Raw genomic sequence first — 24,934 nt, 5'->3', positions numbered from 1 at the left:
TGGCTATGCTGCAGAAGAGAAAGAAGGGTGCCGCAGTGCAGCAAAAGCAATTGGATATCACGCTTGTGACCCCCACTGCGGCTATGTCGGCAGAGGCATATGGCGGCCGTGCAAAATGTTTGCAGCGCCTGGTTCGTTTGGATTTGCCGGTCCCCCAGACGGTTGCCTTGTCTTTCAAAGCCGTGCATGAGATCGCATCGGGCATTCCTGCTGATGTAAATGCCATCCTTGGCTATTTTGATCATTCGGATTTGATTTGTGTGCGTCCGTCATCGCAAAGCGCCGATTGGGGTGGCCCGGGCGCAGTGCTGAATATCGGAATGAATAAGGCGCGTTATGCTGTGTTATGCGATACGCTGGGCGCAGAGGCAGCAGCGATATTATATTTAAGTTTTGTGCAGGCCTATTCTATTCACGTGGCCCGCCTAGACGCTGATATCTTCGATCATATCAAAGGCCAAGATCACGCAGCCCTCGAACAGGCTTTGCGGGCCTATGAGGAAGAGGCAGAGGAAGTGTTTCCGCAAGAGCGCGATGCGCAATTAACCCAAGTACTGGCATCAATGGCGCGCGCCTGGGAAGGCACATCGGCACGGTTGCTACGTCAAGCCAAAGGCGCTCCGGCGGGGGCTGGGCTTGGCTTGGTGGTGCAGCAAATGGCGTTTGGGCTGGGGCAGGGCGAATGCGGCTCGGGGCTGTTGCAATTGGTGAGCAGCGCGACCGGCCAACCCCAAGTGACCGGGCGCTACAAACGCCAAAGCCAGGGCCGCGAAGGTCTAAGCGGCGATCAAGGGGCAATTTTTCTGACCAGCGACCCGCGCGGGGCCTCTTTGCAAGAGGCTGCACCAGAGATTTTTGAAACTTTGATCGAGCAGGCCAAACTGATGCGCATTCGGTTGCGCGAAGAAATGCAAATTGAATTTACCATCCAAGATGGGCAGCTTTACATGCTGGATGGCGTGCGCGTGCAGCGGCGTGCCCCGGCAGCGGTGCGCATCGCTGTAGCCTTGGCAGAAGATGGTATTATTTCGCAAAAAGAGGCGTTGTTGCGCGTGGATCCAAGGTCTTTGGGCGAATTACTGCACCGCCAAGTGGATCCAGATGCAGCGCGCGATGTGCTATGTGAGGGGATGGCGGCCAGCCCCGGCGCTGCGGCTGGAAAGATTGTGTTTACCTCTGAAGCCGCGCAGGCCAGCGCGGCGCGCAATGAAGCCTGCGTTTTGGTGCGCCGCGAAACCAGCCCCGAAGATATTCGCGGGATGCATGCCGCCAGCGCCGTTTTGACTGAACGTGGCGGGATGACCAGTCATGCTGCGGTGATCGGCCGCGGCATTGGGCTGCCTTGCGTGGTCGGGGCCAACGAGATTTCGCTTAACCTGTCCGAAAAAACCTTAACCACGCCCAATGGACAGGTGTTTCAAGAGGGCGATGTGATCACGGTGGATGGCACCAATGGTCAGATTTTAGCCGGCCAACCTGCGATGATTGAAGCGGCTTTGAATGACGCCTTTCAATCTTTGATGACATGGGCTGATACGCATAGTGACATCAGGGTGCGCGCCAATGCGGACACCCCGGCCGATGCGCAAACGGCGCGGAATTTCAACGCTCATGGCATAGGTCTTTGCCGAACCGAGCATATGTTTTTTGAAGCCGATCGGCTGACCTTGATGCGCGAAATGATCTTTGCTGATGACAGCGATGAGCGGCGCGCCGTGTTGGATCGTTTATTGCCAATGCAGCGCTCAGATTTCATCAAATTGTTTAAAATCATGCAAGGTATGCCGGTTTGCATTCGCTTATTTGATCCCCCTTTGCATGAGTTTCTTCCCTCAGATCGGGCTGGGATCCGCGAATTGGCCGATGCGCTTGATCTGCCGATTTCGCATGTGAGCCGCCGCATTGAAGATATGGCGGAATATAATCCGATGCTGGGTTTGCGGGGGGTGCGCTTGGGCGTAACGGTGCCTGAAATTTACGAAATGCAAGCGCAGGCGATTTTTGAAGCGACGATTGAGGCCAGTCAAGATGGTGACCCGGTGGTACCGGAAATTATGATCCCCTTGGTTAGCGCAAAGCGTGAGGTAGAGCTGGTAAAGGGTAATATTGACTCTGTCGCTGCGAGGGTTCGAACCTCGTCAGGCGTTGATTTTGCATTCAAGTTGGGGGTTATGGTCGAAACGCCGCGCGCGGCGTTGCGCGCCAATGAAATTGCCCAGCATTCTGCTTTTCTGAGCTTTGGAACCAATGACTTAACGCAGATGACCTATGGGCTGTCGCGCGATGATGCGGGGCGCTTTATGTCGCGCTATGTCCAAAAACAAGTGTTTTTGGAAGATCCGTTCCATGTGCTTGATACGGATGGCGTGGGTGAGTTGTTACAATTGGGCGCTGAACGGGCCCGAAAAGCCCACCCTGATGTGACAATTTCGATTTGCGGCGAGCATGGCGGCAATCCTGAATCAATCGCTTTTAGCCGCGCGCATGGGTTTGATTATGTGTCATGTTCGCCTTTTCGGGTGCCCAGCGCCCGATTGGCAGCGGCGCAGCTTGCAATTCAGGAAGAAACCGCCTATTCGGGCGCTCAATAACTCATCCTGACGCCTCATCAGGCGTAGTGTTGTGAAATATTTGACGTCTTATTTGCCTATTTGGAGATATGCTTTGAGCTTGTTCAAATCGCTTTTGGTATTCGTTTTTATAGGGCTTGCGGCCAGTGCGGCGCAGAGTGATACCCCCAAAGAAATGGTGGTGCTGGGTCTGCAGGTCGATCAGCAGTTTCGCCAAAATCTTCCTGCTTGGAGTTTTAACCAGTTCTTGTCGCGGCAAAAAGCCTCTCAAAACATGTTATACTCGGCCACCTATATGGAGACATTACCCGTTGCGAAGGGCGGTAAGCAATGGAGCTGTTTGGCAGAAGCGCTTTATTTTGAAGCCCGTGGAGAATCGATTGCAGGCCAATTTGCTGTCGCAGAGGTGATCATGAATAGGGCGGATAGTCGGGCGTTTCCAAACACAGTATGCGGTGTTGTTAATCAGGGGATAGAACGCCGACATGCCTGTCAATTCAGCTATAATTGCGATGGGCTGGCAGAACGCATTCACGATAAAACGGCCTATCAGCTGGCGGGTAAAGTGGCTGATCTTGTGCTGAATGGGGCGCCGCGGCGCCTGACATCGGGGGCCATGTTTTATCATGCTAAATCGGTTGCGCCACGCTGGGCAAAAAAACTAGATCGCACAACCACCATCGGAGAACATCACTTTTATGCCCATGAGGCCGGAAAAAGCTGAGAAAACTTTACCGGAAAAATGACGCAACTGACGGCTTTGGTGACGCCTCTGATCGCAGCCAAAGAAAAGATCCCTTGTATCGCTGTGATGAAGCTGGAAGAGAGGCCCCGCATGACAGAAGAGATCAGGCTGGCGTTTGCCCATCCGTTGGAACGCGCGCAAGCCAGCGCTGAAGGCAAATATGACCGGATTTCCCTGCGCGACCATATTGTCGAGGTTGAGATCGGTGCGTTTCAAAGCGAACGGGGCGTCACGCAACGGGTGTGTTTCAATGTGGTGGTGGAAGTGCGGCCCGCGGCAGAATATAGCGATGATGTAGATCAAATTTTATCCTATGATCGGGTGACCGAGGCCATCGCAGCCGAGCTGAATTTTGAGCGGTTGAATTTGTTGGAAACCTTGGCAGAGCGCATAGCAGGGCGCATCTTAAGCGAAAAGCAAGCTGTGCGGGCCTTTGTGCGGATTGAAAAGCTTGATCGGGGCCCGGGTGCGCTGGGGGTTGAAATCGTACGCTCGAGCACGTCTGCCTTGCCCGCCTTTAAAGAGGCGGAAGAAGATCGCCCCAGACCACGGATCATACATTTGTCGAATTTGGCGGTAACCTCGCCCTTTTTGACCGGCTGGCTCGATGCATTGGAACATAACCCACAGCCAGTGATTTTATGCGTGGGCCTGCCGGAGTTGCCCCAGCCTAAGGCAGAAAATGCGCAAGTGGCACGGCGTATTGGTTTGCTGGCGATTGAGCAGAATGCCTGGTTGCTTGCGGCGCAGGATCCGCGCTGCGTTGTGGTTGCCACGCATACAGAGCTGGATTGGGCGATGAAAAATGGTCAAATCAGCGTTTGGGCGCCGTCAAAGATGGTGCTTGATGCGACGCACCCACCGCAAGGTGATCTGCAAAACAGCCTATCCTTAACGCGTTGGCTTGTGGATCTTTTGGAGGCGCAGGATGGTTTGTATATCGGCGCTGAGGCGCCGGTTGACCCTGCGTTGCGCTTGCGAAGCCAGCCGATCCAAGCGCTGCTTTTGTAAGCTTGCAATAGGTCAGGTTTTTGCGCATCACTGCACTATGACAGAGTATTATCGCCCTTTGCTGTGTAGATCCTATCCGCGCCCCGCCGCTGCGCTGATTTGCGCAGGCGGAAATGCGTGGTTTCAATTCGTTGAAAAAATCACCCGCGAGGGTGGCAGCGAAGTGGTTGATGCCAACAGCCTGCCGGCTGACTGGAAGAGCAAATTGACGCGGCCCCGGCCAAACTTTTGCGGTATGGATTTTCGCCGCGCGAATATCATGGGTATTTTGAACGTAACGCCTGATAGTTTTTCGGATGGCGGCGCGTTCTTAGATGCGAGCCTTGCGGTTGAGCAAGCGGTTCAAATGGCCGAGGACGGGGCCGATCTTATCGATATTGGCGGCGAGTCTACGCGGCCGGGGGCGGTTGAAATTTCGGTTCAAGAAGAAGTTGCGCGGATAACACCGGTTATCGAGGCGCTTGCGCAAAAGGTAAGCGCGGCGATCTCTGTTGATACGCGCAAATCCGCGGTGGCTGATGCGGCCTTTCAATCGGGCGCGCGTGTGGTCAATGATGTGTCCGGTTTTACCTTTGATCCCGATCTTTTAACGGGCTGTGGAGAGAATATGCGCCCGGTTTGCGTGATGCATTCACAAGGCCTTCCGGGAATGATGCAGAATAATCCGCAGTATGATGACGTGGTTTTAGATGTGTTTGATTTTTTGCAGGCGCAGATCGCAAAATTGGTGGCTGCAGGGGTGTCAGAGCGATGTATCTTAGCTGATATCGGAATTGGTTTTGGCAAAACGCTCTCGCATAATTTGGCGCTTCTCAATCGGATTAGTTTGTTCCACGGTTTGGGGGTGCCCTTGTTATTGGGCGTGTCTCGAAAGGGTTTCATTGGTCAGATTGCCGGTGTAGAAGACCCCCAACAGCGATTGGCTGGATCTCTTTCGGTGGCGCTTGCTGCCCGGGCGCAGGGGGTTCAGGTGTTTCGCGTTCATGAAGTCAGACAAACCCGAGAGGCGTTTGATCTTGATAAAGCGGTAGAAAAGGGCGAGGCCGATGGGGCGTAAATATTTTGGAACCGACGGTGTGCGCGGCCCAGCGAATAGCTTTCCGATGACCGCCGATATTGCGTTGAAACTGGGCGCAGCGGCGGGCCGATATTTCCAAAACTCAAAAAACCTTTCTAAGCGGGTCGTAATTGGAAAAGACACGCGGCTTTCTGGATATATGTTTGAAAATGCGCTCACGGCAGGGCTGACCTCAACGGGAATGAATGTCTTGTTGCTAGGGCCTGTTCCGACGCCGGCGGTTGGATTGTTGACGCCGTCGATGCGGGCTGATTTGGGGATTATGATTTCGGCAAGCCATAACGGGTTTGAAGATAATGGCATCAAATTCTTCGGGCCAGACGGGTATAAATTATCCGATGAGGTGGAAAATCAAATTGAAACCCTGCTTGAAGAAGGGGCAAACGGTTTGGCCCCTGCCGATCAAATAGGCCGTGCGCAGCGGATTGATGATGGTTTGTTTCGTTACGTAGAGCGCGCCAAGTCAAGTTTTCCCAGCGGAGTGCGGCTGGATGGTATGAAAGTGGTGATCGATTGCGCCAATGGGGCTGGATATAAAGCGGCTCCGGAAGTTCTTTGGGAATTGGGGGCCGAGGTTATCCCCGTTGCCGTCAATCCAAACGGAAGAAACATAAACCATAATTGTGGCTCCACCAAGCCGCAGGTGGCGGCAGAAACGGTTGTGGCACATGGCGCTGATTTGGGAATCTGTCTTGATGGTGATGCCGATCGGGTGATTTTGATCGATGAAAAAGGCCGGGTTGCAGATGGAGATCAATTGATGGGTCTTTTGGCGCAAAGATGGGCGTCTGAGGATCGGTTGCGGGGCAATGCTTTGGTCGCCACTGTGATGTCGAATTTAGGTTTAGAGCAGTTTTTGCAAGGCCATAAAATTGATCTTTTACGTACCAATGTCGGGGATCGTTACGTTGTTGAAAAAATGCGTCAGGGCGGGTTTAACCTGGGCGGTGAGCAATCTGGACATATCATCATGACAGAGCACGCGACCACCGGCGACGGTTTGATGGCCGCGCTGCAATTTTTGGGTGAAATGAAGCGCAGCGATACCTCTGCGAGCGATTTGGCAAATGTGTTCCAGCCTGTGCCGCAACTTTTGAAAAATATTCGCTTTTCTGCGGGTGACAGGCCACTTGACGCTGAACCTGTGCAAAAAACCATCGCTGCTATGGAAACAAAGCTTGCCGGTCAGGGGCGGTTGTTGATCCGTAAATCGGGTACGGAGCCTCTGATCCGGGTGATGGCTGAATGCACCGAACCTGCGTTGCTTGAACAGGTTGTGGATGAGGTTGTTGGGGCTGTTGAAGCCGTCTGCCAAGCGTGAGAAACTTGCATGTTGCGCCCTGTTTTTTTGTTTGGCTACAGGGCTGAGCGTGTAAAAAACGCGTCCAACTTAGCATGCGCATGCCTATCTTTAATCTTTAGGATTTGGCTCCAAAGAAAAGCCTATTTAGTGCTTTATACTGGCTGAGGTAAACGCCAATGATGATCAAAAGCAACGCCGCCAGCAAGCGGATTTGAAACGGCTCATTCAACAATATAATTCCAAAAACAACAGACCAAAGCGGCACTTGATAATTGGTCAAGCTCATGAAGACAGGACCAGCGGTTCTGATCACCAACACCCGCAAAAGATTTGCCAGCGCGGTCGGAAACAGGCCTAAAAAAATCAATAAACCCCATCCGGTGCTGCTTATTGCAGGCGGCGGCCCCTCGATGACAAAGGCTGTAATAACCACAAAGCCACTGCCAATTAGCAAGCTTACAGCCGCCAAGCCTATGGGATCCATTGGCGCCAAGCGCCGCATCACAACCGAACTTATCGCATAGCAACTGGCGGCGCCAAAGCAAGCGATGCGTCCGGGCCATTCTAAATCTGCGCCTGTCATGTCTAAGGCTTTTGAGCCAATTAGAACCAACACTCCCACAAATCCGATGCCAAAGCCGATCGAGCGGCGCAATGTCATTTTTTCACCTGGTATCAATAAATGAGAAAGCGGAAGCACCAAAAGGGCAACCGCTGCCATGGTAACGCCTGAGAAGCTTGATGTTACATATTGCTGCGCCCAGCTGATCAATTGAAACGGGATTGCAGTGCTGAGTAATCCCACGCAAATCAATCCACCCCAGCTGCGTGTTTTATCCAGGTGCAAGCGGCGGCCGCGCAATTGCCAAAGCGCCCCGGTGACACCGGCCGCAAACACGATGCGCCCGGCTGTCAGCCAAAACGGCGTAACATGCTCAAGGGCCAGTTCGATGACCATAAAGGTGCTGCCCCAGATCACGCCCAGAGCGGCAACCATAAGCCAGCTGGCTTTCGTAATATACGGGGTGTCATTCATATTTTGGGGCAGTCCTGTTCAGGAAAGGCAATTGGGCGCCCATGCCCCAATGTGATCAGGGGCGCCCAAATCTTGTTTAGTTGCGGTCTTTATCAACCATTTTACCGGCAGAGATCCATGGCATCATGCCGCGCAAGGTTTCGCCCACGGCTTCGATTTGATGCGCATCATTCATCCGGCGGGTGCCCTTAAAGAAAGGCTGGCCAACCGCGTTTTCTTGCATGAAATCGCGCACAAACTTGCCCGTTTGAATATCGCTGAGGATAGATTTCATCCGCGCTTTGGTTTCATCATAAGGCAAAACGCGCGGTCCGCTGACATACTCACCATATTCAGCCGTGTTTGAAATTGAATAGTTCATGTTGGCGATGCCGCCTTCATAAATCAGATCGACGATCAATTTTACCTCATGCAGGCATTCGAAATAGGCCATTTCAGGCGCGTATCCGGCCTCTACCAGTGTTTCAAAGCCCATGCGGATCAGTTCAACCAAGCCGCCGCATAAAACCGCCTGTTCGCCGAATAAATCGGTTTCACATTCTTCGCGGAAATTCGTTTCAATGATGCCAGAGCGCCCGCCACCGATTGCCGAGCAATAGCTAAGACCGATTTCCAAAGCTTTGCCTGATGCGTCATTATCAACGGCCACAAGGCAAGGCACGCCGCCGCCTTTGGTGTATTCGCCGCGCACGGTATGGCCAGGGCCTTTTGGAGCCATCATGATCACATCAACGCCAGGTTTGGGATCGATCAATCCAAAATGTACGTTCAAACCATGCGCGAACGCAATCGCCGCGCCTTCACGGATATTGTCATGCACATATTTCTTATAGGTCTTGGCTTGCAGCTCATCGGGCATGGTAAACATGATCAGATCACACCAGGCCGCCGCTTCCGCGATGCCCATGACGGTCAAGCCTTCTCCTTCGGCCTTTTTCGCCGAGGCCGAGCCCTCGCGCAGCGCAACAACTAAGTTTTTGGCGCCGCTATCGCGCAAATTTAGCGCATGTGCATGGCCTTGTGATCCATAGCCCAAAATTGCTACTTTTTTGTCTTTGATCAGATTAATATCGCAATCGCGGTCATAATAAACGCGCATAAGAAACCCTCCATTTGCATTTCAATCCGCAGCGTTATATCGATATTTTAAGAATACGGGTTTCTTATTTGGTGTTTATATGCTAAATATAGTATAAATCATTCTAAATTTTTTATAAAAAAGAAAAAATCATGCTTGATGCCACTGATCGGCGCATATTGCGGGTTTTCCAAAGCAACCCGTCGCTTTCAATGTCTGATTTGGCCGCATTGGCTGGAACAACGCCAGCGGTTTTATCGCGCCGGCTTTCTCGGCTGCGTGACACACATGTTCTATTGGGCCAAGAGGCGCTTATCGATTGGTCAGCGCTGGGCTATAGCGTGGAAGTGTCTTTAAGGGTGGCTTTGGATAAAACCCAAGCCACCGCCTTTGAGGTGTTCTGCGCGGCGGCGCGATTGGTGCCAGAGGTCACCGAAATCCAAAGTTTTCTTGGCCGGGTGGATATTCGCTTATCGGTGATTGCCCGCGACATGGCGCATTATCAATCGATTTACCGCAATCATATTCTCGCCCTGCCGCATATTGCCGATATCGAAGCTTTGATGCATGTGGCGCGGATTAAATCGGATGAAGTGTTGCCCGTATGATCGAGATCGATGCCATCGACAGAGCGCTTTTGCGCGCATTGGTTGAAGATGCGGGGCAAAGCGCTGGCGCGTTGGCCCGCGTTTTGGGGATGTCGCAGCCTGTAATATGGCGGCGGATAAAGCGTTTGCGCGACACGGGGGTGATCAAGGGAACGCGGCTGCGGCTTGATAAAGCGGCTTTAGGATTCGGGGTGACGGTGTTTTTGGGCATAAAGCTTGCCACTAAGGGCCGCGTGAGTTTGGACGATTTTGAACGGGCTGTGACGGGTATTCCTGAGGTGCAGAACGTTGAGCATGTTTTGGGGCTCTATGATTATCGGCTACGGGTTGTGGCGCGCGATATATCTGATTTCGAACGTATTTTACGTCGCCGTATCATGACCTTACCGGGGGTTGGTGATGTTGAGGCAAATGTCTTGCTTAGCGAAGAGCGCCGCCCGGGCCCGCTAGATGCTTTGGAAATCTAATCGGGTGTGGCTAAGCCGTTTCGCTTTATCTCGCGCTGGAGGCTGTGACAGAAGGCCCCGCTTAGCAACTAGACTTTGCCTTTAGGGGCGCGCTGCCCTATTTATAAGCAAAATTGGAGGAAAACCGCGATGCCTGCTTTGCTAAATACAGTAGATCCCGAGGGACTAGAAGAATTTTCAGTCGTCTTTACGGATAGATCGTTAAACCATATGTCGACGGTTTTTCAATCCGTGATGACCGATATTTCTGCTATGCTGAAACAAGTTTACAATGCGGATGCAGTGGCTTTGATCCCCGGCGGTGGCACTTTCGGGATGGAGGCAGTGGCCCGCCAATTTGGCCGCGATGCGAATGTCTTGGTGGTGCGCAACGGCTGGTTTTCTTATCGATGGTCGCAAATCTTTGAAGCCACATCTGGCGCCGCGGCTGTTGAGGTGATGAAAGCCCGACAAGCTGGCAATGGCACGCAAGAGCCGTTTCGGCCCGCTGCGATCGAAGAGGTGGTTGCAAAAATCCACGACACGCGACCAGATATTGTGTTTGCACCGCATGTTGAAACCTCAGCGGGGGTGATCTTGCCGCCCGAATATTTGGCGGCTTTGTCTTCAGCGGCCCATGAGGTTGGGGCTTTGATGGTGTTGGATTGTATTGCATCCGGCTGCGCTTGGGTGGATATGCAGGCCAGTGGCGTGGATGTGCTTATTTCAGCGCCTCAAAAAGGCTGGTCCGCATCGCCCTCAGCGGGGTTGGTAATGCTGTCTCAGCGCGCGGTCGAGCGCATGGAACATACGGCCTCTGACAGTTTCGCGATTGATTTGAAGAAATGGCATGGCATCATGCAAATATATGAAAATGGCGGCCATGCCTATCATGCGACGATGCCAACTGACGCGTTGCGCGCGTTTCGTGATACGATGCTTGAAACCCGCGAATTCGGATTTGATAAACTGGAAGCGGCGCAGTGGGAATTGGGAAATCAAGTGCGTGCGATGCTGAAAGCGAAAGGGATTGTGTCGGTGGCAGCTGACGGGTTCGGCGCGCCAGGTGTTGTGGTAAGCTATACCAGCGACCCGAAAATACAAAACGGATCAAAGTTTTCGGCGCTTGGCATGCAGATCGCCGCCGGAGTTCCATTGGCCTGTGATGAGCCGGAAAATTTCATGACCTTCCGGCTTGGGCTTTTTGGCTTAGATAAATTATACGATGTCGATGCAACGGTGGCGCGGCTTCAACGGGTGCTCGATCAAGTGCTGTAGGCGGCGCCTGTTTGCAAGCCAAGACGCATCATCGCTTTGCGCAGCGGCGCTGGGCTGTGCAGCGCATTTAGGCCAAGCGCCCGCGCATCGCGCAGCGCCTGAGCCTGCGCCTGCGAGGCTGAATTTAGCAGGGAAACACCGGCAACGCGCAGGCGCAAATCACCAATGCGTTGGCGGTGGTAGCGATCCAGCATTTCAGCATCCCCCAAACGCGCAGGCTCGGCTTTGGCCAGCGTGAGCAAGGCATCGATATCCCCCAAACTCATATTCAAACCTTGCGCGCCAATGGGGGGAACAACATGCGCCGCTTCGGCGATCAATGCCACGCGCTGTCCGCTTAGACGGTTTGCCAATTGGCTGATGATCGGCCAAAGGCTGCGCCGGGTCACCAGACGCAAAGGCCCAAGATGGTTGCAAGACCGCGCGCCCATTTCTGCTTCAAAAGCCTCGGTGGGCATGTTTGATAAGGCCAGCGCATTCGGCCCGGTTTCCATCCAAACCACCGCAGAAGAGGGTTGCCCCTGATAATCTGGAAGCGGCACCAGCGTGAACGGGCCACCGCTGCGATGGATTTCCGTTGACACGTTTTGATGGGGAATAGGATGCGTAACCGCAAACGCCAATGCTTTTTGTCCAAACCGCGTGGTGCTCACAGAAATTCCAGCCTGGTTTCGGATTTCAGAGCTGCGCCCATCTGCTCCAAGAACCAAACGGGCCTTGACCTGCGTGCCATTGCTTAAGCTGATTTTGGCCTCTTGATCGCGGGTGAACAGCTTTGTGCTGGCTACGCCGGGTAAAAATTGAACCCGCGGTTCTGCCTCTAAAGCCTGAGAAATTTCGCGCCGCGACAGCCAGTTTGGAACGTTCCAGCCGAAGGGTTGCTCTGAAATGTCAGAGGCTTTAAAATCTTTGATTTGGCGCGGTTCGGGCGTTGTTTCAGGACCGCCTGCATCAATAATGCGCATTACGTCAAGCGGCATGGCATGATGTTCAAGCACAGACCAAAGGCCAATATTGTCTAAAAACGCCTTTGAGGGTTGCAGGAAAGCAGTTGTTCGTAAGTCAGAATTATCTTCGTTTCGGGATATAACGGGTGGGATCGGATCTGCGCATATGACCGAAAAGCCAGCCCTGCCGAAGGCGATCGCTGCAATCAATCCTGCCAGACCACCACCAGAGATAAATATATCAGCTTTTTCCATCACGCACCTGCCTTTCTTGCGTTCCCAACACATAACCTGATATCAGGACAAGTCCAACGGAAGCGACGGGCTTAGACGATCTGCCGCAGAAACTGCACGAGATCATCCGTTTGGTAATCAATATGGGGTTTATTCCCGGTTTGAGAGGCATTCACCAAGATCGTTTTCAAGCCCAGCTGATGTGGCACGTCTAAATTGCGAGGATCATCTTCAAACATGGCGGCTTGTGTCGGCTGCAAGTCTTCGCCGTCGAAAATAATGGCATAGGCCTGTGAGGCGGGCTTGGGATGATAAGCCGCGTGCTCAACCCCATAAAACGCATCAAATTGTCCCGCCAAGCCCAAAGCATTCACCACGTGCCGGGCGTACGGCGCGGTTCCGTTCGTATAAATAATTTTGCGCCCCGGCAACGCCTCAATGGCTTTCGCCAACGCGTCGCTTTTGGGAAGGTTCGAAAAATCGATATCATGTACCTGTTCTAGGAATGGATCGGGGTCTATATCATGTTCCTGCATCAAACCGGCCAAGGTTGTGCCATAGCGCCGCCAATAAGCATCGCGCAGCGTATCCGCCGCTTCCGGGGTCAGCTGAAGGTTTGATACGATGTAATCCCGCATTTTCACTTCGATTTGATCAAATAGCCGGATAGAGGGCTGATAGAGTGTGTTGTCCAGATCAAAGACCCAATGGCGGATGTGGCGCAGCTTCTGCGGCATGATGGTCAATCCTTCTTGTAAAAGCTGCCCTGTTGGGGTTGCTTTCCAAAACCGTAAATCGCTAAATTAGGCACTTATCACCGGAGTGCAATATGGCCCTTAACCGATTACATCAAAAAGACGCATATACGCTGATTTTAGAGGCGATTGATATGGGGGTTTTTAAACCAGGTGATCGGTTGGTTGAAAGCGATTTGGCAGAGCGCTTCGGCGTCTCACGTACGCCCATTCGCGAGGCGCTGCAGCGGTTGGAAACACAATCGCTTCTGAATCGGGATGGCCGCAGCCTTTTTGTCTCGTCTCTGGATCACAATCAAATCGCAGATCTGTATGTTGTGCGCGCTGAATTAGAGGGGCTGGCGGCAAAATTGGCGGCGCGCACTGCGACCAATGAAGAACAGCGGGTGCTGGTTGAAATGGTCGAGCAAGATTTTGAACTGGTCGATGATCCTTCAGCTTTGGCGCGGGCCAATCGGCGGTTTCACAAGCAAATTCATCTTTCAACGCATAACCGGTATTTGGTGCAGCAGCTCGATCTCGTTCACCGTTCAATGGCGCTGATGGCGACCACGTCGCTTGCCGCAGATGGGCGCGGCTTAGAGGCGATGAAAGAACATCAGGCGATTGTTACAGCGATTGTCACACGCGATGAAGACGCGGCGTATCAGGCGTTGAAACATCATTTATCTTCCGCTTTTGTCACCCGTTTGAAACAAAAATCTGAGGCGACATAGGGGGAAGATAAGCCACCCCAGCTTTGACTCAATTGATCACCATGCGCGGTTTTCGCCCAATAAAAGCGGTTTACGATCAGCTCATAGAGCGCTTTATACGCCGATAGGGTGGCCATTGTGAAATATACAAGTTGCAGCGGCAGCCAACGTTTGAGACCTTTATGCCCTGATTTTTCCACCGCCATAACCCCGATCGCACCATCGACCAGCAAGGCCAATGCAAATAGCGCACCGATTGCATTGCTATAGCCGTGGGAAAGCGCCAGATCTTGCCGCGCCATCAGCCCTGCCGCCACGCACCAGAATATCCAAAAAAGCGGCGCAAAAAGGAAGGTGGCAATCGCAGGAACGAATAATGCGTGCACCCCAACCCAGCGCCAAATACCCAGATCAGCCAGCAGCCGCTTTGGAGATCGATTATGGCACCAATAGGTCATAATATAGCCCTTTTGCCAACGTGAGCGCTGTGTGATCCAAGTTCGCGGCGTTTTGGTGGCCTCTTCAAAGGTTTTGCTATCGAGCAACGCGCATCGTAGGCCCGCTCGTGACAACCGCAGGCCCAGATCAGCATCTTCGGTAACGTTAAAAGCATCCCAGCCCTTTAAATCAATCAGGGCCGCGCGCCGGATATACATGCTGGTTCCCCCAAGCGGAAGCGCAAACCCAAGCCGTGCCAACCCGGGTAAAATAACCTGAAACCATGCCGCATATTCCAAAGCAAAACAGCGTGTTAGCCAATTTTTATGCGCGTTGTAAAAATCCAAACGCCCTTGAAGGCAAACGAGACGGGGATCGGCCATAGCGAACTGGTTGGCAACTTTTAAAAGCTGATCTTTTTCCGGGGCATCTTCGGCATCCAAAACGCCGATAATGTCACCGCTGCTGAAGCCAAAGGCAAAGTTTAACGCGCGTGGTTTGGTTTTTACACGCCCTTTTGGCACCGTTATAACGCAGCACCAACTTGGCAGATCGGTCGCTAATAATGCGGTTTGGGTTTCCACATCATCATCTTCCAAAATCAACATAACCTCAAGATGCGTGCGCGGATAGTCAAGCCTTTGCAAGTGATAGAGAAGGTGATGCAGGATCCTTGGTTCTTCGAGCAACGGGATCAAAATTGTGATACGGGGCAGAACTTGGGGCCGGTTGGATGGCGCTGCAGAGGCTGGTTTGTGGCCAAGCGCGCCAATAAAAATTGTGATTTTCAAGATGGTTGACAGGCTTAAGCTTGCCAAGGCCACGCCCAAGAAAATGTGGAATAGGCTCACTATCGCAGTGAGCTCGCTGCGCAGCAGCAAACCCGCCAAAACGCAACACAGGGCGATAAGATATGGGAGTTTCAGATTGAGTGATCGGCAGCTTTGATGGCTGGGCAAACCTGTTTCTGCCTGCTCAAGCAATTGCGCGGAAAAAAGCTGAAGCGTTTGGCTTCGAATTTGTGCAGGGCTGGCGAGAACAAGACTAAAATCACCGCATATCTGGCGCAATTCTCTAAAATTTTTGTAAAAATCCTGAACATTTGCGCAAGCAATCTGCCAATGGCCATTTGTAAACCGCCAAGGAACCAATCCTGTCTTTAACCAGAAACCTGCTGCCGATTTAGGAAAAACTGAAGGCTTATCGGGGGTTTCCGCGTGGTTTAGACCCTGCTGCTGCGCCAAGGCTTTTGCTATATTGTAATGAGAGACTGTTTTTTCTGATACCAAAAGCTCGCCCAAAGGGCAGGGGTGTAGGCTTTGTTGGTGCAAGGCAAGCCTGAGCTTCGGCGCAGAAATTTTGCCTTGTTCAAGAAGTATCTGCCCCAGTTTTTTACCAAATTCAGGCATCTAAACAGAGGTTAAGGTTGAGGTCGCGGCGGCAGGCCTTTGCAAGCTGAATTTATGTGCCATAAGGCACAGAACGCCAAAATAATTAAGATTAACCTAAAGGTTTACGCGTTAACCTTTGCCTTCATCGAGGCAGCGAAACGTTCAAACAGATAAAAACTATCTTGCGGACCCGGGCTCGCTTCGGGATGATGTTGAACCGAAAACACCGGGCGGCTCTGCATTTTTAACCCGCAATTTGATCCGTCAAACAACGAGATATGCGTTTCAACCACGCCCTCAGGCAGCGATTGCCCATCGACAGCAAACCCATGATTCATCGACGTGATTTCAACTTTACCACTTTCTTGATCGCGCACAGGATGGTTGGCACCGTGATGACCATGGTTCATCTTTATGGTTTTTCCGCCAAGCGCCAAAGCCAGCATTTGGTGGCCAAGACAAATACCAAATATTGGCAAATTGGTGCTTTCAAGGATTTCTTGTATCATCGGCACGGCATAGCGGCCGGTTGCAGCGGGATCGCCTGGGCCATTTGATAAAAACACCCCATCCGGTTGTAACGCCAAAACCTCTTGTGCCGTCGTTGTTGCTGGCATCACGGTGACATCACAGCCTGCAGAGGCCAAACAGCGTAAAATGTTACGCTTGGCCCCATAATCAATCGCCACAACTTTATGTTGGGCGCGCTGCTGAGGCTTGTGCCCATCTTTCCAGGTCCAACGTTGCTCATTCCAGTGATAGGTTCGGCGGCACGTGACCTCTTTGGCCAAATCCATGCCTTCCAGCCCGTTGAACCCGCGGGCTTTTGCGATCAAAGCCTCGCGGTCTATGTTACCTTCAGGATGATAGGCTATGGCGACATGCGGAGCCCCTTGTTGGCGGATTACGCGCGTTAAGCGGCGGGTATCGATGCCGCCAATCGCAATGCGGCCGCGGGCGCGCAGCCAATCTGATAATTCTGTTTGTGCGCGCCAATTTGAGGCGCGCGTTGGATCCCATTTCACCACCATCCCCGCGGCAACCGGATCCACCGCTTCATCGTCTGAATTATTCACCCCGACATTGCCGATATGTGGAAAGGTAAAGGTTATGATTTGGCCGCAATAAGACGGATCAGTCATAATTTCCTGATACCCTGTCATTGCGGTATTAAAGCACAATTCTGCCACAGCTTCCCCTGGGGCACCAAAGCCATTGCCATAAAATACAGTGCCATCGGCCAATGCGAGGCAGGCGGTCGGCTCAGATCTGAAAGAGGAGGCCATTTTTTCACTTTCTTGAGGAGTAAATTTGCGGCAACCTAATGAGTTGTGCCGTAAGCGTCAAGCGGCTCTGCCTCGGCGATTCCTTGCTGATTTTTAATCTGTGCTTGCTCTTGGCTGTGGTTTTCTCTACTGCTTGCGGCCGTCACGATATTAGAGGTGTTTTATGGACCTTCGCGCCCGAATACTTGCGTCAATGAAGCAAGCGATGAAAGAAAAAGATGCCGAGCGTCTTTCGACCGTGCGCTTGATCAGCGCGGCGATCAAAGACAGAGATATCGCGGCGCGCGCGGATGGCAATGATGACGGCGTTGACGAAACCGAAGTCATGGCAATCCTTGGCAAAATGACTCGGCAGCGTCAGGAAAGCGCCCGCACATATGAAGAGGCTGGCCGGTTGGATTTGGCCGAGCGGGAAATGGCTGAAATTAAGGTTATTGAAGAGTTTTTGCCCAAACAGTTGAGCGCGGATGAAATTTCTCTTGCGGTTGAGACAGCGATTGCAGACATGAACGCCAGTTCTATCCGGGATATGGGGCGCGTCATGGGAGTTTTGAAAAGCAAATATATCGGTCAGATGGATTTTGGCCACGTTGGCCCCTTGGTGAAAGAGAGGCTGACGGCTTAGAGAAAATCCGAGTGGATTTTATCAAGCTGCGAGGCGCTCCTTATCTGGAACAGCTTCGCAAATCGTTCTTTGAATTTTCTTTGATTAAGGAGGCGGGCGATTGAAATTTATCATCTCGACAGCTTACCTTTTAACTATTTTTCATAAAAGTGCGTTTAGTACCTGATCATTAGATTATTAACCAACGCCAAGTCTACCATACCGCTTGTGCTTAGTCTAATGAGTGTGCACGTATAAACTACGTCGTTGAATTTCTATTTATGAAGCATACGCGTTCCCTATCAAAACCTGAGTTTGTTTTAAATTTGTTACAATGCCTCGCGGGTTCATTCGCATTTTCGCCATCTAGGCGTCTGTTGCTCAAATATAGCATTGGAACTAGTCAATTGGAGTTGCTCACAGGCGCAACTCTCGGTTATACAAAGCATACCATGGAATTGAGAGTTCGGATAAGCGAAAAGGTCAATTTTGAAGAATTTTAAATTTCCTTAAGTTGAATAGAAAATATTTTAGTTATTTACATAAGCTCTCCGAAACGATCAAAACTAGACAAGAATGAATACAAGAGATAACGGTTCCCTATTTGGAAAAGGTGATCTTTGTGGCAATATATCCCGTTTTACTCGCTGGTGGGTCTGGAACGCGCCTTTGGCCATTATCACGGAAATCATACCCAAAGCAGTTCTCGAAGCTTATTGGAGATAAGACACTGTTTCAATCGAGTGCACAGCGACTGACATCCTCCAGCACACTAGATTTTGCTCCGCACATTACACTTACGCACTCTGACCTCCGTTTCATTATTGGCGATCAATTACAAGAAATTGGTATTGACCCCGGCCCCATTTTAATTGAGCCAGAACCAAAAAATACTGCTGCTGCCATATTAGCAGCCAGCATTTTCGCGCTTTCCAGAGATGAAAAAGCCGTCTTACTGGTTGCACCATCTGATCACGTGATACCTGACACGAATGACTTCCATGAATCAATTAAGGTGGGTTTAACACATGCCCAAAATCGAAAGATGGTTACATTTGGCATTAAGCCAACACACCCAGAGACAGGATATGGATATTTAGAACTCTCGATAGATCCCCTTGATGATTACGGTTCATCTGATCTCAAAACCTTTGTCGAAAAACCTAATTTGCAGAATGCGAAGCAGATGGTGGAGGCTGGTAACTATCTTTGGAATGCTGGGATCTTTTTATTCCGTGCGCAGGATATGATTGATGCCTTTAGGACCTACACGCCAGAAGCTTTAGATCTGGTTTCACAATCCATAAATGAAGCCTCAGCAGACTTAGGTTTTTTACGCCTGGCTGCAGAGCCTTGGTCCAAGATCGAGGGTATCAGTATCGATTATGCCATTATGGAGAAAGCGCAGAACCTCGTTGCAGTTCCTTATGCTTCAAAATGGTCTGATCTGGGAGGCTGGGATGCAGTCTGGTTAGAGAGTGAGCCAGACACATCAGGCAATGTTACCTCTGAAACTGCACATGCGATTGAATGCTCGAATAGCTTACTGCGCTCTGAGAGCGGTAGCCAGCAGGTGGTTGGCCTAGGATTGAATGACATTATGGCAATCGCTATGCCCGATGCGGTGCTTGTCGCTCCCAAAGAGCGTGCGCAAGATGTTAAAAAAGCTGTAGGATTGCTTAAGTCAAAAGACATCGCTCAAGCAGAAATATTCCCGAAGGATCATCGCCCATGGGGCTGGTTTGAGAGCCTGGCTTTAGGTGAGCGTTTTCAGGTTAAGCGCATTTGTGTAAAGCCTAGAGCGGCGCTGAGCTTACAGAGCCACAAGCATCGGTCAGAGCATTGGATTGTTGTTGAAGGAACGGCAAAAGTCACAATTGACGATGAGGTCAAACTTGTGAGCGAAGGCCAATCAGTCTATGTGCCACTAGGTGCCAAACACCGCATGGAAAACCCCAGCAAGCTTCCAATGGTCCTAATCGAAGTACAAATTGGAACTTACTTAGGCGAGGATGACATTATTCGATATGAAGATGTATACGCTCGTAATTAGAAGAGACATAAAATGAAGCGCGCATTAATTACAGGTATTACTGGCCAAGACGGCTCTTATCTTGCGGAATTTCTGCTCGAGAAAGGCTATGAAGTACATGGCATCAAGCGACGCTCTTCTCTCTTCAATACACAGCGCATAGATCATATTTACCAAGACCCACACGTAGAGAATAGCCGCTTCAAACTTCACTACGGCGATTTGTCTGACACTTCAAATTTAACGCGTATCCTTCGCGATATTGAGCCTGATGAGGTCTATAACTTGGGTGCTCAGTCCCATGTTGCTGTAAGCTTTGAAAGCCCTGAATATACTGCTGATGTAGATGGCGTTGGCACGTTGCGTATGCTTGAGGCCATTAGGTTTTTAGGTTTGGAGCAGAAAACAAAATTCTACCAAGCTTCCACGTCTGAGCTCTATGGATTAGTTCAAGAAACACCGCAAAAAGAAACGACGCCTTTTCATCCGCGTTCGCCATATGCGGTTGCGAAACTGTATTCCTATTGGATCTGTGTAAACTACCGAGAGGCATATGGAATGTATGCTTGCAACGGTATCTTATTTAATCACGAAAGCCCCCGCAGAGGCGAAACTTTTGTTACGCGTAAAATTACGCGGGGATTAGCCAATATTGCAATTGGGCTAGAAAGCTGCCTGCATATGGGAAACATTGATGCATTGCGCGACTGGGGACACGCAAAGGATTATGTCCGTATGCAATGGATGATGCTGCAGCAAGATGAAGCCAAAGATTATGTAATTGCGACAGGCAAGCAATATTCGGTGCGAGAATTTATTACTTGGTCAGCAAATGCACTTGGTATTGATATAGAGTTCAAAGGGACAGGTTTAGATGAGGTTGGTGTCGTCACTGGCATCTCAGGCGATCTTGCACCGAAGATCTCAGTCGGACAAGTAATTGTCAGAATTGACCCGCGTTACTTCAGGCCTGCAGAAGTTGAGACCCTTTTGGGAGATCCATCTAAGGCAAAAGCTGAATTGGGGTGGGAGCCTGAGATAACTGCGCAAGAAATGTGTAAAGAAATGGTTGCAGAAGACCATAAGGCGGCGCGGCGTCTTGCGCTTCTGAAAGAGCATGATCTTGAACTTCCTGTATCGATCGAAAACTGAGGCTACGTGATGAAAAAGATCTTTGTAGCAGGTCACAGGGGTATGGTTGGCAGTGCAATATGCCGACAATTACAAAAGCAAGCAGATGTTGAAATCATCACGCGCGCGCGCGATGAGCTAGATTTATGTGATCAGCCAGCAGTTCATGAGTTTATGAACTCAGAAAAGCCTGATGAAGTTATTCTAGCCGCGGCTAAGGTTGGAGGCATTCACGCGAATAATACCTATCCGGCAGAGTTTATTTACCAAAACCTCCAGATCCAAAACAATGTCATCCATGCAGCGCATATAAACGATGTGCAAAAACTACTCTTCCTTGGTTCATCTTGTATTTATCCACGTGCGGCGGAACAGCCGATGAAAGAGGAAACGCTTCTTACGGGCGTACTAGAGCCAACAAATGAACCTTATGCGATTGCGAAGATCGCAGGCATTAAGATGTGCGAGAGTTACAATCGTCAGTATGGCAGGGATTATCGCTCTGTGATGCCAACGAACCTATTTGGACCAGGAGATAACTATCATCCAGAGAATAGTCATGTTGTTCCGGCACTCATCAGACGGTTCCACGAGGCGAAAGAAAACAACCTAGATGAAGTAGTGGTATGGGGGTCGGGAAGGCCAAGGCGAGAGTTCCTTTATGTAGACGACATGGCTAAAGCGAGTTTGTTTGTGCATTACCTGGATACGGAAACTTTATTAGACGCTACGAAACCAATGCTGTCGCATATCAATGTAGGTACTGGGACAGATGTTACGATTAGAGAGCTAGCTGAAACAGTGAAAGATGTAATTGGGTTCACTGGAGCCCTTGTGTTTGATCGAACCAAGCCAGATGGACCGCCAAGAAAACTGCTGGATACAGCATTTTTAAAAAGGTTGGGATTTTCCAATACTATTAGTTTGAAAATGGGATTGGAGATTACTTATGAAAATTTTACCTCTTTAACTGGAGAGTGCTGAAGTAAAACATCGAATGTACAATAGGCAATTGTAAAGTTTTTTGTGAATTCAAAAAGATTACGGACATTGGATAAGACCCTAGTTTAATGATGCGCCTTGCATTTAGTCCGTACCACAATAATTCTTCACTGTTCGTACAATGATTTCTCATGATGTTGCACTAATGACTCGGAAATCTAGTGGACATTGAGCTTTATTGACGATCTTTCAAATTTATTCACATTACGATGACTTTCCCGTTTTACTTACGTCTTTATTCCCCCAACTTTATTGCTTAGGCGGTAAAAGGTTTGATCACTGCTGTAGGATCAAAAGCAAATCGGCCAATAAAAAAATTCTTTACTGATCATAGGTTCAAATTGAATATTCTACTCTGGTAACTTTTGCTGACTTCTTCTAATTAAATAATGCCAACGGTTCGAGGGTTATAGGAATAGATGGTACTACGAGTTTTGGTAACAGGAAGTGGTGGAATTGTCGGAAGTCATGTAGTTAATGCACTTCAGTCAAGGGGTGAATCTATCGAGATTGTTTGCTTCTATGGCGATTTGACAGATAGCGCCAATACTAAGGCCTTCATCAAAGAAGCGGGTAAACTGGATACGGTTATTCATTTAGCTGCTAAAGTAGCTGTAGACAAAGTAAAAAAAGATCCCTCAAATGCATATTTAGTGAACGTTGGTGGTACGATCAATCTTCTCAATGCAATCGCTGAAATTGAGCATAAGCCCAGTCTTTTCTACTGTTCATCGGCGCATGTCTATGCTCCGCAAACTAACACAGTTTCTGAAGATTCTAAAACTGAGCCTATTTCTCTTTATGGGCGCACTAAGTTAGTTTCCGAAACTATCGCCAAAGATGTTTGTTTGGCATATGATATTTGCCTGTGTATCGGTCGAGTGTTTTCTATCCATGATCCTAAACAAACCGGGTCATATCTACGACCTAGTATTTTAAGGCGTCTTGCTACACATGATTTCAATCGTTCTTTCGACTTATATGGCGCTGACAGTGTTCGCGATTTTTTAACTGCGCAGCAAGCTGCTAAGATTATCGTAGACTTGGCAATCAACAAATACGCCGGCATAATAAATATTGGATCAGGCCAACCTACAACGATCCGTGATTTTGCTCAATCATTTTCGACAGAGCCTTTGAATATCGCTCATTTGGGAGCGCGAGACAATCTTGTGGCGGACACGACTCTTCTTGCCTCATTCATGGAGAAGCTTGTTGATTGAACTTAAACGTACAGGCGGCGACAAATCGCTGGTGAGCATTGTCATTCCGACTTTTAATCGTGCAAAGATTTTGCAAAAAGCAATTGATAGCTCGCTTGCACAGAGCCATGATGTTGAGGTCATCATTGTAAATCATGGCTCTACCGATAATACAGATGAAATTGTGTCTTCTTATGGAGACCGTGTTTATTATATAAAACGGGACAGAGATTTTGGACCTCACTTTTGTTGGCTTGATGGAGTCCTTCATGCCAACGGTGATTTTGTTCACCTACAATTTGATGATGATTGGATAGACGTAAACTTTATTAGAGAAAGCATGGCTGTTTTTGATGAAAAAGTTGGATTTGCCTTTAGCGCAGTAAATCTTGTTGACGAAAACAAAGGTGGGCTCGATAAGAAAATGTTCTCTGATTGGCTGCCAACAACTGGTATCTATCCGAAAAGAAAAATTGAGCGTCGTATACTACGGTCTTTGATTTCTCCTGGCGCTGCTGTTTATAGAAAACAAATCCTTTTGGATGCGCTCTATCAAGGGCGGTTACCTCTTTCCAAATCTGAATATCATGGGGTGGGGCCAGACTGTTTAGTTACTCTACTATCAATGTTGCGATATACACATATTGGCTATGTGAAATTGCCCCTTGCAACTTTTAGGATGCATGATACTTCGATCACTATCGATGCACATCAAGATGCGAGCAAAAAAGAGCAACTTAAACGTGCTTACAAAGAGGTAAAGCGTTATTATCGCGAGATGAAAGCTTTACGAATTTTACGCAGATTAACGGGGTTCAATTGATGCTAAGTGCAAGCAACGAAGTACTTTTAGCTGACGACACAATAACAATGCCTGAATTAGAAGCATTATCGGAATGGATGCTGGATGGAAACAGGCTCACAAAATCTGAGCAAACAATAGCGTTTGAAGAAGAGTTCAAAGATTGGATGGGATCTCGGCATGCAATCTTCACTAACTCGGGTTCATCATCTAATCTACTTATGATATTTGCCCTCAAAGAGGCAGGTCTTTTGCGAAATAACAAGGCAATAGCGGCGGCGGTTAGCTGGGTAACAACGGTTTCTCCACTGATGCAATTTGGCTTTGATGTATCGCTTTGCGACTGTGACTCAAAAAATTTAGGGTTGGACTTAAACCACCTTGAGTTTCTCTGTAAGACTCAGCAACCATCCATTCTAATTCTTGTTCATGTACTTGGTCATGCCAACCACCTTAAGGAAATCAAACAAATCTGCGATCGTTACGGTGTGCTAATGCTCGAAGATGCTTGTGAGGCACTAGGGAGCACATATGGCGAAAAAAAGCTTGGCTCACATGGAGTGGCAGGCTCATTTTCATTTTATTATGGACATCACATTTCAACTATCGAAGGCGGAATGGTCGTGACAGATGACTCTGACTTGCATCAAATTATGTTATCACTACGTTCACACGGGTGGTCACGCGATCTATCAGAGGATCGACGAAAAGTTTTAACATTGCAAAATGACATTGATGCATTTCGTAATTTGTATACTTTTTATTATCCAGGTTTCAATTTACGCTCGACAGATCTTCAAGCATTTATTGGCCGATCCCAATTAAAAAAACTAAATGGTATTATTGAAAAACGAGAACAAAATTTCGAACTTTATAAAACAAACTTGCCAAATTTCTTTTGCCAGACAGGACCAACCCAAAAGCTTTCCTCCTTTGCCTATGGAACTTTGGTAACAAACCGTCTCGAAATATTTGAATTTTTGAAACAACAAAATATCGAGTGCCGACCATTAATTTGCGGTAATATAGGTAAACACCCATTTTGGTTGCGGTCGAATGGAATGTCCGAATTACCTAATGCCGATAAAATACATGATTTTGGAATTTACCTTCCGAATCATCACAATCTTACAGATGAAGATATTATGCGGGTCACCGAAGCCTTCCTGACGGTTGCTCGTCCCTATGACGAAGAGTGAATCTAAAATTGCCTTAAAGAGGTCAGTCCACCTGTGGGTTGAACTTTCTCGGACAAGATTTAG

Annotated in this window: 22 protein-coding genes; 16 read left to right on the top strand and 6 right to left on the bottom strand. The window is 49.5% G+C overall.

The window, feature by feature from the left end; all coding sequences use genetic code 11:
• The first annotated feature begins 5 nt into the window (after positions 1-5).
• From UM181_00370 to glmM, 5 genes are all read left to right on the top strand, one after another.
• Complete coding sequence (locus UM181_00370; GenBank protein ID WQC63102.1) at positions 6-2,591, top strand: putative PEP-binding protein; 2,586 nt, start codon at positions 6-8, stop codon at positions 2,589-2,591.
• A gap of 31 nt (positions 2,592-2,622) precedes the next feature.
• Positions 2,623-3,294, top strand: coding sequence for a cell wall hydrolase (locus UM181_00365; protein ID WQC63101.1), 672 nt, complete (start codon positions 2,623-2,625; stop codon positions 3,292-3,294).
• 111 nt (positions 3,295-3,405) lie between these two features.
• Positions 3,406-4,326 carry a dihydroneopterin aldolase gene (locus tag UM181_00360; protein ID WQC64795.1) on the top strand — a complete coding sequence of 307 codons (921 nt, stop codon included), beginning with the start codon at positions 3,406-3,408 and terminating at the stop codon, positions 4,324-4,326.
• A gap of 37 nt (positions 4,327-4,363) precedes the next feature.
• Positions 4,364-5,383: a dihydropteroate synthase gene (gene folP / locus UM181_00355; GenBank protein ID WQC63100.1), complete on the top strand. Its 1,020-nt coding sequence runs from the start codon at positions 4,364-4,366 to the stop codon at positions 5,381-5,383.
• Positions 5,373-6,725, top strand: coding sequence for a phosphoglucosamine mutase (gene glmM / locus UM181_00350; GenBank protein ID WQC63099.1), 1,353 nt, complete (start codon positions 5,373-5,375; stop codon positions 6,723-6,725). Before folP ends, glmM begins: the two co-directional genes overlap by 11 nt.
• Before the next feature lie 97 nt (positions 6,726-6,822).
• On the opposite strand, the gene UM181_00345 is transcribed toward glmM, so the two are convergent.
• Together UM181_00345 and ilvC are read right to left on the bottom strand one after the other, a co-directional pair.
• Positions 6,823-7,743: a DMT family transporter gene (locus UM181_00345; GenBank protein WQC63098.1), complete on the bottom strand. Its 921-nt coding sequence runs from the start codon at positions 7,741-7,743 to the stop codon at positions 6,823-6,825.
• A 76-nt stretch (positions 7,744-7,819) separates the two neighbouring features.
• The gene (ilvC, locus tag UM181_00340) at positions 7,820-8,842 is read right to left on the bottom strand and encodes a ketol-acid reductoisomerase (protein ID WQC63097.1); all 1,023 of its coding nucleotides are present in this window, start codon (positions 8,840-8,842) and stop codon (positions 7,820-7,822) included.
• A 131-nt stretch (positions 8,843-8,973) separates the two neighbouring features.
• Here ilvC and UM181_00335 point away from each other — a divergent pair, with 131 nt between their 5' ends.
• The 3 genes from UM181_00335 to UM181_00325 all read left to right on the top strand — a co-directional run bounded on the left by UM181_00335 (position 8,974) and on the right by UM181_00325 (position 11,153).
• The gene (locus tag UM181_00335) at positions 8,974-9,429 is read left to right on the top strand and encodes an Lrp/AsnC family transcriptional regulator (protein WQC63096.1); all 456 of its coding nucleotides are present in this window, start codon (positions 8,974-8,976) and stop codon (positions 9,427-9,429) included.
• Entirely contained in the window at positions 9,426-9,896 is a 471-nt protein-coding gene (locus UM181_00330) for an Lrp/AsnC family transcriptional regulator (protein WQC63095.1), read from the top strand. The genes UM181_00335 and UM181_00330 overlap by 4 nt, the downstream gene beginning before the upstream one ends.
• A gap of 129 nt (positions 9,897-10,025) precedes the next feature.
• Positions 10,026-11,153: an aminotransferase class V-fold PLP-dependent enzyme gene (locus UM181_00325; protein ID WQC63094.1), complete on the top strand. Its 1,128-nt coding sequence runs from the start codon at positions 10,026-10,028 to the stop codon at positions 11,151-11,153.
• Here UM181_00325 and UM181_00320 read toward each other — a convergent pair.
• On the bottom strand, positions 11,141-12,355 hold the full coding sequence (locus UM181_00320; GenBank protein WQC63093.1) for a UbiH/UbiF family hydroxylase: 1,215 nt from the start codon (positions 12,353-12,355) through the stop codon (positions 11,141-11,143). The two genes, UM181_00325 and UM181_00320, sit on opposite strands and share 13 nt — an antisense overlap.
• Positions 12,356-12,426: 71 nt before the next feature.
• Complete coding sequence (locus UM181_00315) at positions 12,427-13,071, bottom strand: pyrimidine 5'-nucleotidase (GenBank protein WQC63092.1); 645 nt, start codon at positions 13,069-13,071, stop codon at positions 12,427-12,429.
• Positions 13,072-13,163: 92 nt separating this feature from the next.
• Between UM181_00315 and UM181_00310 the strand changes: the two genes are divergently transcribed.
• The gene (locus UM181_00310) at positions 13,164-13,805 is read left to right on the top strand and encodes a GntR family transcriptional regulator (GenBank protein ID WQC63091.1); all 642 of its coding nucleotides are present in this window, start codon (positions 13,164-13,166) and stop codon (positions 13,803-13,805) included.
• Here the strand turns inward: UM181_00310 and UM181_00305 are convergent.
• Positions 13,751-15,631 carry a glycosyltransferase gene (locus tag UM181_00305; GenBank protein WQC63090.1) on the bottom strand — a complete coding sequence of 627 codons (1,881 nt, stop codon included), beginning with the start codon at positions 15,629-15,631 and terminating at the stop codon, positions 13,751-13,753. The two genes, UM181_00310 and UM181_00305, sit on opposite strands and share 55 nt — an antisense overlap.
• A gap of 104 nt (positions 15,632-15,735) precedes the next feature.
• On the bottom strand, positions 15,736-16,899 hold the full coding sequence (carA, locus tag UM181_00300) for a glutamine-hydrolyzing carbamoyl-phosphate synthase small subunit (GenBank protein WQC63089.1): 1,164 nt from the start codon (positions 16,897-16,899) through the stop codon (positions 15,736-15,738).
• Positions 16,900-17,062: 163 nt separating this feature from the next.
• Here carA and UM181_00295 point away from each other — a divergent pair, with 163 nt between their 5' ends.
• The 7 genes from UM181_00295 (at position 17,063) to UM181_00265 (ending at position 24,871) form a co-directional block, all read left to right on the top strand.
• Entirely contained in the window at positions 17,063-17,524 is a 462-nt protein-coding gene (locus tag UM181_00295; protein ID WQC63088.1) for a GatB/YqeY domain-containing protein, read from the top strand.
• Positions 17,525-18,125: 601 nt separating this feature from the next.
• The gene (locus UM181_00290; GenBank protein WQC63087.1) at positions 18,126-19,556 is read left to right on the top strand and encodes a mannose-1-phosphate guanylyltransferase/mannose-6-phosphate isomerase; all 1,431 of its coding nucleotides are present in this window, start codon (positions 18,126-18,128) and stop codon (positions 19,554-19,556) included.
• A gap of 12 nt (positions 19,557-19,568) precedes the next feature.
• Complete coding sequence (gene gmd / locus UM181_00285) at positions 19,569-20,687, top strand: GDP-mannose 4,6-dehydratase (protein WQC63086.1); 1,119 nt, start codon at positions 19,569-19,571, stop codon at positions 20,685-20,687.
• Positions 20,688-20,696: 9 nt separating this feature from the next.
• Positions 20,697-21,650 carry a GDP-L-fucose synthase gene (locus UM181_00280; GenBank protein WQC63085.1) on the top strand — a complete coding sequence of 318 codons (954 nt, stop codon included), beginning with the start codon at positions 20,697-20,699 and terminating at the stop codon, positions 21,648-21,650.
• Between the two features lie 437 nt (positions 21,651-22,087).
• Complete coding sequence (locus UM181_00275; GenBank protein ID WQC63084.1) at positions 22,088-22,891, top strand: SDR family oxidoreductase; 804 nt, start codon at positions 22,088-22,090, stop codon at positions 22,889-22,891.
• A complete protein-coding gene (locus UM181_00270; protein ID WQC63083.1) occupies positions 22,884-23,693 on the top strand; it encodes a glycosyltransferase family 2 protein in 810 nt (269 codons plus the stop codon). The genes UM181_00275 and UM181_00270 overlap by 8 nt, the downstream gene beginning before the upstream one ends.
• On the top strand, positions 23,693-24,871 hold the full coding sequence (locus UM181_00265; GenBank protein WQC63082.1) for a DegT/DnrJ/EryC1/StrS family aminotransferase: 1,179 nt from the start codon (positions 23,693-23,695) through the stop codon (positions 24,869-24,871). Before UM181_00270 ends, UM181_00265 begins: the two co-directional genes overlap by 1 nt.
• The last annotated feature ends 63 nt before the right edge of the window (positions 24,872-24,934 follow it).

This window comes from Alphaproteobacteria bacterium US3C007 (assembly GCA_034423775.1).
Classification (GTDB): domain Bacteria; phylum Pseudomonadota; class Alphaproteobacteria; order Rhodobacterales; family Rhodobacteraceae; genus Thalassovivens; species Thalassovivens spotae.
This window is presented reverse-complemented; position numbering and strand designations above follow the sequence as displayed.

What these genes read in the sequence shown, in the direction of transcription:
- UM181_00370 (WQC63102.1), top strand. Translation starts at nt 6, where the DNA reads ATGCTGCAGAAGAGAAAGAAGGGTGCCGCAGTGCAGCAAAAGCAATTG.
- UM181_00345 (WQC63098.1), bottom strand. Translation starts at nt 7,743, where the DNA reads ATGAATGACACCCCGTATATTACGAAAGCCAGCTGGCTTATGGTTGCC.
- gmd (WQC63086.1), top strand. Translation starts at nt 19,569, where the DNA reads ATGAAGCGCGCATTAATTACAGGTATTACTGGCCAAGACGGCTCTTAT.
- glmM (WQC63099.1), top strand. Translation starts at nt 5,373, where the DNA reads ATGGGGCGTAAATATTTTGGAACCGACGGTGTGCGCGGCCCAGCGAAT.
- UM181_00360 (WQC64795.1), top strand. Translation starts at nt 3,406, where the DNA reads ATGACAGAAGAGATCAGGCTGGCGTTTGCCCATCCGTTGGAACGCGCG.
- folP (WQC63100.1), top strand. Translation starts at nt 4,364, where the DNA reads ATGACAGAGTATTATCGCCCTTTGCTGTGTAGATCCTATCCGCGCCCC.
- UM181_00280 (WQC63085.1), top strand. Translation starts at nt 20,697, where the DNA reads ATGAAAAAGATCTTTGTAGCAGGTCACAGGGGTATGGTTGGCAGTGCA.
- UM181_00295 (WQC63088.1), top strand. Translation starts at nt 17,063, where the DNA reads ATGGACCTTCGCGCCCGAATACTTGCGTCAATGAAGCAAGCGATGAAA.
- UM181_00275 (WQC63084.1), top strand. Translation starts at nt 22,088, where the DNA reads ATGGTACTACGAGTTTTGGTAACAGGAAGTGGTGGAATTGTCGGAAGT.
- UM181_00305 (WQC63090.1), bottom strand. Translation starts at nt 15,631, where the DNA reads ATGCCTGAATTTGGTAAAAAACTGGGGCAGATACTTCTTGAACAAGGC.
- UM181_00330 (WQC63095.1), top strand. Translation starts at nt 9,426, where the DNA reads ATGATCGAGATCGATGCCATCGACAGAGCGCTTTTGCGCGCATTGGTT.
- UM181_00320 (WQC63093.1), bottom strand. Translation starts at nt 12,355, where the DNA reads ATGGAAAAAGCTGATATATTTATCTCTGGTGGTGGTCTGGCAGGATTG.
- UM181_00310 (WQC63091.1), top strand. Translation starts at nt 13,164, where the DNA reads ATGGCCCTTAACCGATTACATCAAAAAGACGCATATACGCTGATTTTA.
- ilvC (WQC63097.1), bottom strand. Translation starts at nt 8,842, where the DNA reads ATGCGCGTTTATTATGACCGCGATTGCGATATTAATCTGATCAAAGAC.
- UM181_00315 (WQC63092.1), bottom strand. Translation starts at nt 13,071, where the DNA reads ATGCCGCAGAAGCTGCGCCACATCCGCCATTGGGTCTTTGATCTGGAC.
- UM181_00265 (WQC63082.1), top strand. Translation starts at nt 23,693, where the DNA reads ATGCTAAGTGCAAGCAACGAAGTACTTTTAGCTGACGACACAATAACA.
- UM181_00325 (WQC63094.1), top strand. Translation starts at nt 10,026, where the DNA reads ATGCCTGCTTTGCTAAATACAGTAGATCCCGAGGGACTAGAAGAATTT.
- carA (WQC63089.1), bottom strand. Translation starts at nt 16,899, where the DNA reads ATGGCCTCCTCTTTCAGATCTGAGCCGACCGCCTGCCTCGCATTGGCC.
- UM181_00335 (WQC63096.1), top strand. Translation starts at nt 8,974, where the DNA reads ATGCTTGATGCCACTGATCGGCGCATATTGCGGGTTTTCCAAAGCAAC.